Source organism: Serratia sp. PL7, from assembly GCF_945957435.1.
In genome coordinates this window covers 391101-404196 of the sequence record NZ_CAMFLB010000001.1, presented here as the reverse complement: position 1 = coordinate 404196, position 13096 = coordinate 391101, and the positions used below count along the sequence as shown (strand labels likewise).

General features: G+C 60.3%; 11 protein-coding genes. 4 read left to right on the top strand and 7 right to left on the bottom strand.

Annotated elements, in window-relative coordinates; translation table 11 throughout:
- Window positions 1-44: 44 nt before the first annotated feature.
- From N6G83_RS01930 to N6G83_RS01910, 5 genes are read right to left on the bottom strand one after another with little or no spacing between them, the layout of a single operon-like run.
- A complete protein-coding gene (locus N6G83_RS01930) occupies window positions 45-812 on the bottom strand; it encodes an ABC transporter ATP-binding protein (RefSeq protein WP_043143131.1) in 768 nt (255 codons plus the stop codon).
- Window positions 799-1809, bottom strand: a complete 1011-nt coding sequence (locus N6G83_RS01925) for a FecCD family ABC transporter permease (RefSeq protein ID WP_043143129.1) — start codon at window positions 1807-1809, stop codon at window positions 799-801. Before N6G83_RS01925 ends, N6G83_RS01930 begins: the two co-directional genes overlap by 14 nt.
- A gap of 42 nt (window positions 1810-1851) precedes the next feature.
- The gene (locus tag N6G83_RS01920; RefSeq protein WP_212637287.1) at window positions 1852-2928 is read right to left on the bottom strand and encodes an ABC transporter substrate-binding protein; all 1077 of its coding nucleotides are present in this window, start codon (window positions 2926-2928) and stop codon (window positions 1852-1854) included.
- A gap of 46 nt (window positions 2929-2974) precedes the next feature.
- Window positions 2975-3373 carry a hypothetical protein gene (locus tag N6G83_RS01915; protein WP_025303469.1) on the bottom strand — a complete coding sequence of 133 codons (399 nt, stop codon included), beginning with the start codon at window positions 3371-3373 and terminating at the stop codon, window positions 2975-2977.
- A gap of 16 nt (window positions 3374-3389) precedes the next feature.
- Window positions 3390-4760 carry an MFS transporter gene (locus N6G83_RS01910; RefSeq protein WP_260514497.1) on the bottom strand — a complete coding sequence of 457 codons (1371 nt, stop codon included), beginning with the start codon at window positions 4758-4760 and terminating at the stop codon, window positions 3390-3392.
- A 334-nt stretch (window positions 4761-5094) separates the two neighbouring features.
- Between N6G83_RS01910 and amiA the strand changes: the two genes are divergently transcribed.
- A complete protein-coding gene (gene amiA / locus N6G83_RS01905; RefSeq protein ID WP_260514492.1) occupies window positions 5095-5937 on the top strand; it encodes an N-acetylmuramoyl-L-alanine amidase AmiA in 843 nt (280 codons plus the stop codon).
- A gap of 54 nt (window positions 5938-5991) precedes the next feature.
- Entirely contained in the window at window positions 5992-7044 is a 1053-nt protein-coding gene (locus tag N6G83_RS01900; RefSeq protein ID WP_260514488.1) for a porin, read from the top strand.
- Window positions 7045-7164: 120 nt separating this feature from the next.
- Here the strand turns inward: N6G83_RS01900 and N6G83_RS01895 are convergent, their stop codons facing one another.
- Both N6G83_RS01895 and N6G83_RS01890 read right to left on the bottom strand, forming a co-directional pair.
- Complete coding sequence (locus N6G83_RS01895) at window positions 7165-8109, bottom strand: NAD-dependent epimerase/dehydratase family protein (protein ID WP_260514487.1); 945 nt, start codon at window positions 8107-8109, stop codon at window positions 7165-7167.
- A 67-nt stretch (window positions 8110-8176) separates the two neighbouring features.
- Window positions 8177-9007 (bottom strand): alpha/beta fold hydrolase, encoded by an 831-nt coding sequence (locus tag N6G83_RS01890; RefSeq protein ID WP_260514482.1) that lies wholly within the window; start codon window positions 9005-9007, stop codon window positions 8177-8179.
- Between the two features lie 204 nt (window positions 9008-9211).
- Between N6G83_RS01890 and N6G83_RS01885 the strand changes: the two genes are divergently transcribed.
- The gene (locus N6G83_RS01885; RefSeq protein ID WP_260514481.1) at window positions 9212-10636 is read left to right on the top strand and encodes a coniferyl aldehyde dehydrogenase; all 1425 of its coding nucleotides are present in this window, start codon (window positions 9212-9214) and stop codon (window positions 10634-10636) included.
- A 259-nt stretch (window positions 10637-10895) separates the two neighbouring features.
- Window positions 10896-13091, top strand: a complete 2196-nt coding sequence (gene katG / locus N6G83_RS01880; RefSeq protein WP_260514480.1) for a catalase/peroxidase HPI — start codon at window positions 10896-10898, stop codon at window positions 13089-13091.
- Window positions 13092-13096: the final 5 nt, after the last annotated feature.

The following is a 13096-nucleotide window of genomic DNA, read 5'->3' as shown; positions in this document are numbered from 1 at the left end:
CCGCAATGAGGGATATCCCTCAATCACCCTCGCGCTGGCGGCGCTCAAGCGGGGTGCGGTAGCGCGACAATGAACGTTTCTTCGCTGACGCCGGCATATTCGTACCGGCACTTTCTCACCGGTACCTGGAAGTAACGCTCCAGGATATCCTCTTGCAGCAAGGCGTTTTTATCGCCAAACATGCACTGTCGCTGGTTCATCAGCAGGCACTTGTCGGAGATGCGGTCGGCATAATGCAGAAAATGCGTATTCAGCACGATCGTCATCTGCCGCTCTTTGGCGAGGCGCCAGAGCATCTCGATCATTTTAGCCTGATTGTAAAAATCCAGGTTCGACTCCGGTTCGTCGAGGATCATGACGTCGGGGTCCGCCGCCAGCGCCTTGGCGAAATAACACATCTGCAGTTCCCCGCCGCTGATCTGGTTGATATTTTTCTGCGCCAGCGGCGCGATCTCCAGCGCATGCAACACCGCCTGCGCCTTGGCGACATCTTGCCGCCGCGGCCTGGCGAACCACCCCGCCTGGCGGGCACAGCCGAAAGTGACAAAATCGAGTACCCCATAAGCGAAATGCGGCGTTTTCGCCTGCGGCACATAGGCCAACCGGGCGGGCCGATTGTCGACCAGGCCGATCTTGCACCCGCCAGACAGGGGCCGGCACAGGCCCGCGATGTGTCTCAGCAACGTGGTTTTACCGGCGCCGTTCGGCCCGAGCACGCTGAGGATCTCGCCCCGCGCCAGATGAAAACTGACGTTGTCGAGAAGGGGTTCTCGCCCCTTGAAACCCAGGGTCAGCTGGTTAACTGTGATCATGTTTGCTGCTCGTAATAAAAAGGAGAGCGAAAAGCGGCGCGCCGATCAGCGCGGTCAGGATGCCGATCGGGATTTCAGCATAGGTGGCCCCTCTGGCGATATTGTCGATCACCAGCAAAAACAGCGCCCCGCTCAGCGCCGAAGCGGGGATCAGGCGGCCGTGGTTATACCCCAACACGCTTCTCACCAAATGCGGGATCACCAAGCCGACCCACCCCACCACGCCGGCCAAGCTCACCGAGGCGGAAACCAGCAAAGAGGCGGCGATCAGCAACAGGATCTTCAGCCGAGGCGGATTCAGGCCGGCGATGCGCGCCTCGTCGTCTCCCAGCGAGAGAATGTTCATGTTCCACCTGAGCCGGTAGATAGTCAGGTAACACGCCGCAAACAGCGGGATCAGCCAATAAACCTGCGCTTTCGCTACCGAAGCGAAGCTGCCCATCAGCCAGAAGACGATCGCCGGCAAGGTATCCTGCGGATCGGCGACATATTTTATGACCGAGACAAACGCGATAAACAGCGACGCGATAATCATGCCGGACAAAATCGTGGTGAGTGCATCCTGCCGGCGTTTGAGGCGGCAGATGCCCAGCACCAGCAGCAAGCTCACCACGCCGAAAAGAAACGACAGCAGGGAACTCAGGGCAAAAGGCAAACTCAACAAAATGCCCAGCGCAGCGCCAAAGGCGGAGGCGGAAGAGGTGCCCAGCACGTCCGGGCTGGCCAGCGCGTTTTTCAGCACCGCCTGAAAGGTCGCACCGGCGACCGCCAACCCACCGCCCACCAGCATCACCGCCACCACCCGCGGCGCGCGCAGGTTAAAAATCACCGAGTAGCGGGCCTGGTTTTCCCCCGGCATGTTCCCCTGCCATAAAATCTGCACCACATCATGGGCCGACAAGGCGTAGCGGCCGGCAAACAGCGATGCGAAGGCGACCACACAGAGCGAAATAAACAATCCCGCCATGATCGCCACATATTTTCCTCTGCCCGGCATCCCCAAGCTCCTCCAACGAACTCACGCTATTCAACCGTGGCACTAGCGTTGCGCCAGCACCTCATCCAGCAACCGGTCCGGGATCGCATAAGAGAACATCGTCTGATAATAGCGACGCGTCTCCTCCCGCAGCGTTTTGTCGCTAATGTCTTCAGGGGCATACCGGTTGATCATAAACAGCGGCAACAGTGACGTTTCCGCCGACAGGCCCCCCCAGTTGTGAATGCCCACCGGCGTCGAGAAAACCTTGCCGTTTTTCACCGCCCTGAGCGTCTCCCACGCCTGGCCGGGGATCCCCCCGCGCAGCAGTGCTTTGGCGCTGCCGAACACCACGAAAATCACATCCGGATCCCAGGCCATGATCTGCTCCATCGAAACGTTGATGTACCTGCCGGCATCCCCTTTTACCGGCAAATCCCCGGCGACATTGTCCATGCCGGCCATTTTCAGGTAGGTGTCGCCGTAGGTATGCGGGCCGCTCACCTTCAGCTGCCTGCCGTCGCTTTCTTCGAGATACAACGCCCTGACGTGCTGCGCGCGGATGGCGGCGGCATAGGGGCGGATCTGTTTCAGGGTCTTTTCCCAGGCGTCTTTGAATTTATGCGTACGCGGCAGGCCGAGTGTGTCGGCGAAGGTATTTTCCCAATACACCTGGGTGACCATCGGCTGGTATTTGGTCTTCCCGCCGGCGTCCAGATCGACCGTCATCACGCCCGCCCTTTCCAGCCGATCGTCCTGGCTTTTGCCGTAGTAATAAATGATGTCGGGCCGCAGATTCATTAACGACTCCATGTTGACCCGATAGTCTTTATTGATGAAATCGGACGTGATCCTGCCGATATCCGGCTTCATGTCCTTCAACACATGCCTATCGGCATGCATGAACGCCCAGGGCCCCACGCCGACGACGTGCCGATAGGCCGCCTCGTTCGCCAGGATCACGCCGAAGGGGCAGTTGCCGGTGATGACGATCCGCGGGTAGCTGCCGGGCAGCGTTTGCGTCGCCGCGCTTTGCAACGGCTCGGCCGCCGCCGGCAGGCTGGCGCCGGCGCAAGGCACCGTCGGCAAGGCAAATAGGGCCAGCAGCGCGGTGGCGATAAATTTCACTGTTACGCACATGGTGCCTCCTGCGCGCACGCTCGGCGGCGCGCGTCGATGGGCTGTATTAGGCCGACGCGGCGATGCCTGCTGCCATAATGGTTATCCCGGCCACAAAGACGATTGCCGTGGTGGCTACCGCGCCGCCGCCAACCAACGCGGCGGTTTTTCCCGTGGAAAGGTCTTTTCGTTGCAGGAAAGAAAGCTCTGCCAGGGGAATGATTTTTCCGCTGTCGGCGACGATGTCTTTAGGTTCAACCTTCGCCACCGTCAGCTCGCCGCCGCTGCCGTCCTTCAGGCCATATTTCAACTGGTCGCCGACATAGACCGGCGGCTGCAGCAGGTAATACGGGCTATTGAGCCCCGCCTCTTTTTGTTGCAATGCCACGTCGTGGTAGGTCGTACAGCCGGCAAGGGAAAACGCCGCCATCCCGATAACCAACGGCACTAATGGGATAAATCGCATGGGAAACCTCGTGCTTCTATTTGCTGGTTTTTAACGTAACGGCGGACTTGAAGCGCATATAGCTCACGACCAGAGAAAGGAACGAGAATGCCGCCCCCGCCATTAAACTGATATTCGTCGCTTGCGCGCCGCGCATATTGAAGAAAATCGCCACTAACGCCGAACCGACGATTTGCCCGATCAATCGGGAGCTGCCCAACAGGCCGCTGGCGATGCTGCTGTTTTCATGGGACACAGAGGTCATGATCAGCAGGTTGTTCGGTGATTGAAAAAGGCCGAAACCGATGCCGCACAGCGCCACGCGCCATACGATCGCCCCATTCGACGGATCGCTGGGCAAATTGGCCATCAGCAGCATGCCTGCCAGCAGACAGGCGAGGCCCGAGAGGGCAACAAGATTGGGATCGTATTTCTTGGCCAAATCGCCGGAAATCAGCGAAGACGCCATGGTGGCCAGCGGCCAGGCGGTCAGCAGCAGACCGATGTCCACCACGTTTCTTTGCAGGACATTGTGGAAATAGAAAGGCAGCGATACAAAAGCCAAAAGCTGGGTGCTGTAAGACAGCATCGACATCAGCAAAGACAATGACAGCGTCGGGTTATGCAGCATCGCGATCGGGATCAGCGCAGCGTTGGCCTTTCTTTTCTGATTGATGTACAGCCACCCGGCCAGCCCGGCGAATACCGCAAAGCTGAGCGCCGCCGCCGGCAGATGGTGGGTGGTCATACTCATCGTGCTGAGCGAGAAAGCGATGAACAGCACAAACACCAACAGAGCCCCGCCGCTGTCGAATCCAACGCTGCGCCGCTCGCGGGGGGCCAGGAAGATCAGGCTCAGCAGCAGCGACAGGCAGGCGATGGGAACATTGATGGTAAACAGCCAGTTCCAGCTCGTCTGAGAAAGTATCGCCGAGGCGATGGACGGCCCGGCGGCGGCGGAAACCGACACCACCATCACATTAATCCCCAGACCGCGCCCCAGCAGCCTTTCCGGGTATATCTCCTTGATCAGCGCCGCATTGACGCTGAGCACCGCCGCCGCGCCGAAGCCCTGTATCACCCTGAATGCCGTCAGCATCGACAGCGTCGTGGACAGCGCGCAGCCCAAGGATGAAAAAGCGAACAGCACCACCCCGGTTATAAAGATCTTTTTATTGCCCACCGCGCGGCCCAGCGCCGCGAAGGGCATCAAAGAGGCGACAACGGCAAACTGGTAGGCATTAATAATCATGATGGAGGCCGATTCGGAAACGCCGAAATCTTTGGCGATAACCGGCAATGCCACGTTGGCGATGGTACTGTCGAGCATGGCGATGACCGTGCTTAACGAGACCGCGAGAACGGCGAATATATTTAGTGTCTCTTTTTCCTGGTGTTTAAAAGTCATGTTAACGCTCCAAAAACGTGAGTAGCTTCATGCCGGCGGCAAAGACCCCGCTTTTTATCCGTTTTAATATTTACGTTATAACATATCAGTTAAAGAGGAGAATAAATCTCATTTGAAATATTAGATTAAATAGTGTGTCAAAATAAGAATTAACAAATGCAAAACAAATTAATATCAATACAAACATTCAATAAACAAAATAAATGCAGTATAAAAAACCAGTGAATTTAAGGAATGACATTAAAAGTAACAGCCGCTAACAGACAACCCCGCCGGCGCGTGAAATTGTTATGTTATAACAAAAACACCCTTTCCTTTTATGCTGGTTAACCTTATGGCTAAGACGGACCTTTTGAACACCCGGTTATCTCGCCGCAGAATGATGTTGGCAGGGTTGGCGGCCCTGGCGCTGAACGGCGCCGTTTCCCCGCTGGCTCACGCCCACGGCCTGCCACGTCCCAAAAAGCAGAACGGCCCTCAGGGGGCGCGAAAACGATTCCTGGTCATGTTGGATCCCGGTCATGGCGGCATCGACTCCGGCGCCATTGGCCACACCGGTTCGCTGGAAAAACATGTCGTTCTGGAGATCGCCAGAAATGTGCGTGCACAGCTTGATCGACACGGCATCGATGCCCGCCTGACGCGCGACAGCGACGTTTTTATTCCGCTGTACGATCGGGTGGGGATCGCGCACCGGCATGGCGCCGATCTTTTCATGTCCATCCACGCCGACGGCTTTACCTGCCCCAGTGCCTGCGGCGCGTCGGTTTTTGCGCTTTCCAATAAAGGCGCCAGCAGCGCGATGGCGAAATACTTATCGAACAGTGAAAACGCGGCGGACGATCTCGCCGGCCCCAACGTCATCAAGAAAGACCGCTATTTGCAGAAGATACTGTTTGATTTGGAGCAGACGGAAACGATCAAAGAGAGCCTGGCGCTGGGCTCGCTCCTGATTCAGCATATTGCGCCCATCCATCACTTGCATGCCAAAAATACCGAACAGGCGGCCTTCGTGGTCTTAAAGTCCCCGTATATTCCTTCCGTCTTGGTGGAAACCTCTTTCATCACCAACCCTGAGGAAGAAAGGCTGCTCGGCACCCCCGCCTTCCGAAATAAAATCGCCACCGCCATCACGCAGGGGATCGTCAGCTACTTTAAACGCGAAACGCACGCTTAAACTTCGCCAGGGCGGCAAGCTCACGGGCTTGCCGCGCACAGGGACGGTGCCATCATGATAAAACGCAATCCTCGTTATTTTTCGGCGGGCATGCTGTTCCCCCTGCTGGCCCTGTTGCCGCGCGGCGCCTTCGCCGTGTCGTTGACGGGATCGCAGCAAAACAGCCTGAATTTCTACGGCACGATTATCGCCAGACGTTACAGCGGCCACAACGAACGCGACGACGGCGACCGCAGCTACCTCTATTTCGGCCTGATAGGCAAAAAAAAGATCGCGCCGCGCTGGCAGGCCTACGCCCACTGGGAATATACCGTCAGCTTCGCCGACGCGACTCGCAACAGCACCCGGCTCGCCTATATCGGCGTGCAAAACGCCACCCTGGGCAGCCTCGATATCGGCCGCAACTGGGGCGTGCTTTATGATGTGACCGCCCTGACCGATCGCTCCCCGCTGTTTAGGGAAATGGCGTACAACTACATCGATAACTTTATGCGCGGCCGGGCGCATAACCTGCTCACCTACCGCCAAACTTTCAGCCTGTTTCAGCGGCGCGCCGCCCTCGCGTTGCAATATCAGTTCAAAGACGGCGACGATCGGCAAGCGCCGGGCAAACAAAACGGCAACGGCTTCGGCGCTTCGTTCCGTTATGCGCTGACGCCGACGCTCAGCCTCATCGCCGCCGCCTCGGCGTCTCAAACCACGCAGCGGCAGCAACACGCCGCCGGCTATCGCCGACGCATCGATACGCTGGCCGAAGGGGTTCTCTATGCGTCGAAAAAAATCTATCTTGCGGCCGTGTTCACCCAAAGCGACAACGCCATCAGCCCACAACAAACCGCTAACCGCGGCTCGGCGTCAAGTTATGAAGCGCTCGTCAAATACCGGCTGACGGACCATATTCAGCCCAACATCGGCTATACCCGTTTAATACAGGCCCGGGCAGGCCGCAACACCGACTTATTGAACTACGAGGAGCTGGGGGTGACCTGGTTGCTCAACAGCAACATGCAGGTGTTTATTAACTATGAATTCAATAACCTTTCGCAGCACGCGGCCGGCGTCGATGCGTCGGACAAGCTCGATATGGGCATCAGCTATCACTGGTGATCCGCTTTCGCGCAGCCAATAAAAAGCCCCGCCCGGTGAGGGGCGAGGCTCGCTTAATGGCTCGAGTGGGCCGGCAGCCCAGCGTAGCGCGCTATGGCTAGCCCTGGCGCGGCGGGCATCTTAACGCGGCGCTTGCGCGTTCTTCCACTCCCGCCAAATCGTTTCCAGCCCGGCGCGATACGTCGTGACGGCGAAGTCGGGAAAGCGCTGCTTGAACTTGGTCGAGTCGAACAGGTTGTCGTGCTCGTAGCGCGGCAGCAGCTCGCGCATCTCACGCGCTCCGGATGAAACCAGCCCTGCGGCGATCAACGCCCATTTGCCGATGACGGAATATGAAATGTCCTTCCCAAACACCTCGCAGGCCAACGCGGCGAACTGCGCATAGGTGAGCCGCTCGTCGCAGCACGGGAGATGCCACGTCTGGCCGAACGCGTCGGGCGTATTGCCGAGCCGGGCTAACCCACGGCTGGCGTCGGGCGTCCAGATCAGCGTGCGCAGCCTGTCGTCGCGAACCGGCACGCGCGGTTTTTCCCCCGCTTTCAGCCTGTCGACGATCAGCGCATTGGTGAAGCTCTGCGTTTTTCCCGGCCCATAAAACTCGGGCGCACGGCCGATCAGCACGGGGATCTGCTTGCGCTCCATCTCGTCGAGCACCTTCTCGGTCATCAGGGCGCGCACCCGTCCCTTGCGCCCCCGAGGCGAGAACGGCGTCGATTCCGTCTGCGGCTCGCCGTTCTGCGGATACATGTAAGTATTGTCGAAATAAACAAAGGGCACGCCCGCGGTACGGCTGGCGTCCAACGCATTCTGCAGCATGGTCGGAAATTGCCGCTCCCACAGCGCCGAATCCGGCGGCAGGCCGGCGGCGAAATACACCACGTCGCTGCCCTTCACCGCCGCCAGGGTCTGCTGTGCATCGAGCAGGTCGGCCGCGACCAGCGTATCGCTGTCGTTGACCTTCTTCGGGTTGCGGCTGACCAATCTTAAATCATCGGTGTACGCGCGCTTCAGTTCACGCGCCAGCTCTTGGGCGATCTGGCCACTGGCGCCCAGGATCGTTTGCATTTCCGTTCCTCATCGTAATGAAAAAAGCTCCACCCACTCAGGGCGGAGCAAAAGTGCTTGTTCGCGCTTAACTGTTCACGAACGCCAGCAGATCGGCGTTGACCTGATCGGCATGGGTGGTCGGGATGCCGTGCGGCGCGCTCTTATAGGTATGGAGCGTGCCGTTTTGCACCAGCTTGGCCGAGAGCACGCCGGAATCCTGATAAGGCACCACCTGGTCGTCATCGCCGTGGATCACCAGCACCGGAATGGCAATCTTCTTGAGATCTTCGGTGAAATCGGTCTGCGAGAAGGCGACGATGCCGTCATAGTGCGCCTTGGCGCCCCCCATCATGCCCTGCCGCCACCAGTTCCAGATAATCGCCTCCGACGGTTTGGCACCCGGGCGGTTATAGCCATAGAACGGGCCTGCGGGCACGTCATAATAGAACTGCGCCCGGTTGGCGGCCAGCTGCGCCTGGAAATCATCGAATACCGATTTTGGGGTGCCCTGCGGATTGGCGTCGGTTTTCACCATCAGCGGCGGCACCGCGCTGATCAGCACCGCTTTGGACACCTTGTCCTCGCCGTGGCGCACGATATAGCGCACCACCTCGCCACCGCCGGTCGAGTGGCCTACGTGCATGGCGCCCTGCACGCCCAGGTGTTTTACCACCGCGGCGACGTCATCGGCGTAATGATCCATGTCGTGCCCTTCCCACACCTGGCTGGAGCGGCCGTGGCCGCGGCGATCGTGCGCAACCACGCGGAACCCTTGGTTCACGAAGAACAGCATCTGGGCATCCCAGTCATCGCTGGACAGCGGCCAACCGTGGTGGAAGTAGATAACCTTGCCGTTTTTTGGGCCCCAATCCTTGTAGAAAATCTCGACGCCATCGCTGGTCGTTACATAACCCATGTCGTTTCTCCCATTTACACTATGGTTAAAAAAGAAGGTTTATACTGCGCACGGCGCCGGGATCTCTGGCTCCCTCATCCCGGTTGGCCGACGATCTTGCGTTGATCGTTTAACGAGTATAGGTTTAAAGTTCACTTTAAGGTCAATAGTGGCCCGGCAAGCGGTATTTCCCTCAGTAACGCGATCGGCATCAGGAGTATTCAAGTGCAAGGAGATGACACCGCCACGACGATGGAGCAACGGCTTGCCGCCCAGCGCCACGCCTTCCTGCGCGACGGCGCGCCGACGAGGGATCAGCGCAAGGCCGCTCTGCGCCGCTTGCGAAGCGCCATTCTGGCCCAGCGCGCCGCGCTGGCGGCGGCCGTCAGCGCGGACTTCGGCCACCGTTCGCCTTACGAAACCGACATTCTGGAGATTCTGGTCACCGTGCAGGCGATCGATTACCTGCTGCGCAACCTGAAACGCTTCATGAAGCCGGAGCGCCGCCACGTCGCCCTGCCGTATCAGGCCGCACGCGCCTATGTGCAATATCAGCCCAAGGGGGTGATTGGCATCATGGCGCCGTGGAACTATCCCTTCTCGTTGACCTTCATCCCGCTGGCCACCGCCCTGGCCGCCGGCAACCGCGTGATGCTGAAACCTTCGGAGCTCACGCCACATACCAGCCGCCTCATCGAAACGATGCTGGCGGCGCTTTTTCCTGTCGATGAGGTCGCCGTCGTGACCGGCGGGCCGGACGTCGGGGCCAAATTCAGCGAGCTGGCGTTCGACCATCTGGTGTTCACCGGCAGCACGGCGATCGGCCGTCAGGTCATGCAGGCGGCCGGCAAACATCTGGTGCCGTTAACGCTTGAACTGGGCGGCAAAAGCCCCGCCGTCATGGCGCGCGGCGCGGTTAACGCCAGAAACGTCAAGAGCGTGGCGTTCGGCAAGCTGTCAAACGCGGGCCAAACCTGTATCGCGCCCGATTACCTGCTGGTTCATCAGGACGATCTGGCAAGTTTCATGGCGCTCTATGACGCGGCGGTTAAAAGCTTTTATCCCGACGGGCCAACCGGCGACGACTACGGCGCCATCATCAACGACAGGCACTACCACCGCTTGCAAGCGCTGCTTGCCGACGCACAGGAGCGCGGCGCGCAAATCCATCCGGTCGGCCACCGCCCGGACTCGGCGTCTGAACGGCCGAACACGCTGGCCCCTACGCTTATCGTCGGCGCCCCCGACGACAGCCGGATCATGCAAGAGGAGATCTTCGGGCCGCTGCTGCCGGTGTGCACCTACGCCGCCTTTGATGAAACGATCGACGTTATCAACGCCGGGCCGCGCCCGCTTGCGCTCTACTACTTCGGTCCGCCGGGCGAGGATCGGGACCGGCTGCTGGCGCGCACCACCTCCGGCAACGTCAGCGTTAACGCCACCCTACTGCATTTCGCCCAGGACGATCTGCCGTTCGGCGGCATCGGCCCCAGCGGCATGGGGGCCTGTCACGGCATCGAAGGATTTCGGGCGCTGAGCCACGCCAAAGGCGTCTTTATCCAGAGCCGCTGGCGTTTTACCGACCTCCTGCGCGCGCCGTTCGGCAAGCTGGCGGACGCGGTGCTCAAGGTTATGCTGCGGCGCCGATAACACGGCGTGTTGACTATCAATAACACACCCATAAATCGCCGCAAGCTATCACAATATTCACTCATTCCTATTTTATCTCTCCGCCACCGCTGACTAAGCTTAGCCATGAGTCGCCTTTTGCCCGTTAGCGGCCGGGGCGATGCGAATCCATTGAGTTCAGTTATTTAGCGCAACACCCGACGCAAGCCTTACCCGCATGCCTTGTTAACCGCTCCACGCCCGGCGGCTGGAGCACCTTTATGGAAGCAGAGAGCGCATTATGACAACTGAAAGCAAATGCCCGTTTTCGGGCGGCAAGCAGCCCGCACCGCAGAACGGCCCCACCAATCAGGATTGGTGGCCTAATCAGCTCAGCCTGAAACCGCTGCACCAACATTCCCCCCTGTCCGATCCGATGGATAAAGACTTCAACTACGCCGATGCCTTCAACAGTCTCGATCTGGCGGCGGTCAAACAGGATCTGCACGCCCTGATGACCGACTCGCAGGAATGGTGGCCGGCAGACTTCGGCCACTACGGCGGCCTGTTCATCCGCATGGCCTGGCACAGCGCCGGCACCTACCGCATCGGCGACGGCCGCGGCGGCGCGGGCGAAGGCCAGCAGCGCTTCGCCCCGCTCAACAGCTGGCCGGACAACGTCAGCCTCGACAAGGCGCGTCGCCTGCTGTGGCCAATCAAACAGAAATACGGCCGCAACCTCTCCTGGGCAGACCTGATTATCTTGACCGGCAACGTGGCGCTGGAATCGATGGGCTTCAAAACCTTCGGCTATGCCGGCGGCCGCGCCGACACCTGGGAGCCGGACGACGTCTACTGGGGTTCTGAGAAGATCTGGCTGGAGCTGAGCGGCGGGCCAAACAGCCGTTACTCGGGAGACCGCGATCTGGAGGACCCGCTGGCGGCAGTGCAGATGGGCCTGATCTACGTCAACCCGGAAGGCCCGGACGGCAATCCCGATCCGGTGGCCGCCGCACGCGACATCCGTGAAACCTTCGCCCGCATGGCGATGAACGACGAAGAAACCGTGGCGCTGATCGCCGGCGGCCACACCTTCGGCAAGACCCACGGCGCCGGCCCGGCGTCTAACGTCGGCGCCGATCCGGAAGCCGCCGGGCTGGAGTCGCAGGGCCTCGGCTGGCACAGCACCTTCGGCACCGGCGTTGGCAAAGACGCCATCACCAGCGGCCTGGAAGTCACCTGGACCACTACCCCGACCCAGTGGAACCACGACTTCTTCCGCCACCTGTTCGAATACGAATGGGAGCTGACCCAAAGCCCGGCCGGCGCGCACCAGTGGGTGGCGAAAGACATCGGCGAAACCATTCCCGACGCCTTCGATCCCAACAAGAAACGCCGCCCGACCATGCTGACCACCGACCTGTCGCTGCGCTTCGATCCGGCCTACGAGAAGATTTCGCGCCGTTTCTATGAGCATCCGGAAGAGTTGGCCGACGCCTTCGCCCGCGCCTGGTTCAAGCTGACCCACCGCGATATGGGGCCGCGCGCGCGCTACCTCGGCCCGGAAGTGCCGCAGGAAGAGCTGATTTGGCAGGATCCGATCCCGGCGGTCGATCATCCGCTGATCGACGAGCAGGACATCGCCGCGCTGAAAAACGCCGTGCTGGCTTCCGGCCTGCCGGTGTCGGTACTGGTCTCCACCGCCTGGGCTTCCGCTTCCAGCTTCCGCGGTTCCGACAAACGCGGCGGCGCCAACGGCGCGCGCATTCGCCTGGCGCCGCAAAAGGACTGGGCGGTCAACCAACCTGCGCAACTCGCCGCGACGCTGGCCAAGCTGGAGAGCATCCAACGCGCCTTCAACGACGCGCAGACCGGCGGCAAGCGCGTCTCGCTGGCGGATCTGATCGTGCTGGCCGGCGCGGCGGGCGTGGAACAGGCGGCGAAGAACGCCGGTTTCACCCTGACGGTGCCGTTCGCCCCGGGCCGCATGGACGCCTCGCAGGAACAGACCGACGTGGACTCCTTCGAGGCGATGGAGCCGCTCGCCGACGGATTCCGCAACTTCCTGAAGGGTAAATACCGCGTGCCGGCCGAAACGCTGCTGGTCGACAAGGCGCAGCTGCTGACCCTGACCGCGCCGGAAATGACGGTGCTGGTCGGCGGGCTGCGCGTGCTCGGCGCCAACGTTGGCGGCACGCAGCACGGCGTGTTCACCCAGCGGCCGCAGGCGCTGACCAACGACTTCTTCGTCAACCTGCTCGACATGGGCACCACCTGGCACCCGATCGGTGAAGACGGCCTGTTCGAAGGCCGCGATCGCCGCAGCGGCGCGGTCAAGTGGACCGGCACCCGCGTCGATCTGGTGTTCGGTTCGCACGCGCAGCTGCGGGCGCTGGCCGAAGTCTACGGCAGCGCCGACGCGCAGGAGAAGTTCGCCCACGACTTCGTCGCCGCCTGGAACAAAGTGATGAAGCTCGATCGTTTCGATCTGGCGTAACGTCC

Bases quoted from the DNA above. Each gene is read 5' to 3' on its own strand.
- N6G83_RS01890 (WP_260514482.1), bottom strand. From the start codon at position 9,007: ATGGGTTATGTAACGACCAGCGATGGCGTCGAGATTTTCTACAAGGAT.
- N6G83_RS01925 (WP_043143129.1), bottom strand. From the start codon at position 1,809: ATGCCGGGCAGAGGAAAATATGTGGCGATCATGGCGGGATTGTTTATT.
- amiA (WP_260514492.1), top strand. From the start codon at position 5,095: ATGGCTAAGACGGACCTTTTGAACACCCGGTTATCTCGCCGCAGAATG.
- katG (WP_260514480.1), top strand. From the start codon at position 10,896: ATGACAACTGAAAGCAAATGCCCGTTTTCGGGCGGCAAGCAGCCCGCA.
- N6G83_RS01920 (WP_212637287.1), bottom strand. From the start codon at position 2,928: ATGTGCGTAACAGTGAAATTTATCGCCACCGCGCTGCTGGCCCTATTT.
- N6G83_RS01930 (WP_043143131.1), bottom strand. From the start codon at position 812: ATGATCACAGTTAACCAGCTGACCCTGGGTTTCAAGGGGCGAGAACCC.
- N6G83_RS01895 (WP_260514487.1), bottom strand. From the start codon at position 8,109: ATGCAAACGATCCTGGGCGCCAGTGGCCAGATCGCCCAAGAGCTGGCG.
- N6G83_RS01915 (WP_025303469.1), bottom strand. From the start codon at position 3,373: ATGCGATTTATCCCATTAGTGCCGTTGGTTATCGGGATGGCGGCGTTT.
- N6G83_RS01900 (WP_260514488.1), top strand. From the start codon at position 5,992: ATGATAAAACGCAATCCTCGTTATTTTTCGGCGGGCATGCTGTTCCCC.
- N6G83_RS01910 (WP_260514497.1), bottom strand. From the start codon at position 4,760: ATGACTTTTAAACACCAGGAAAAAGAGACACTAAATATATTCGCCGTT.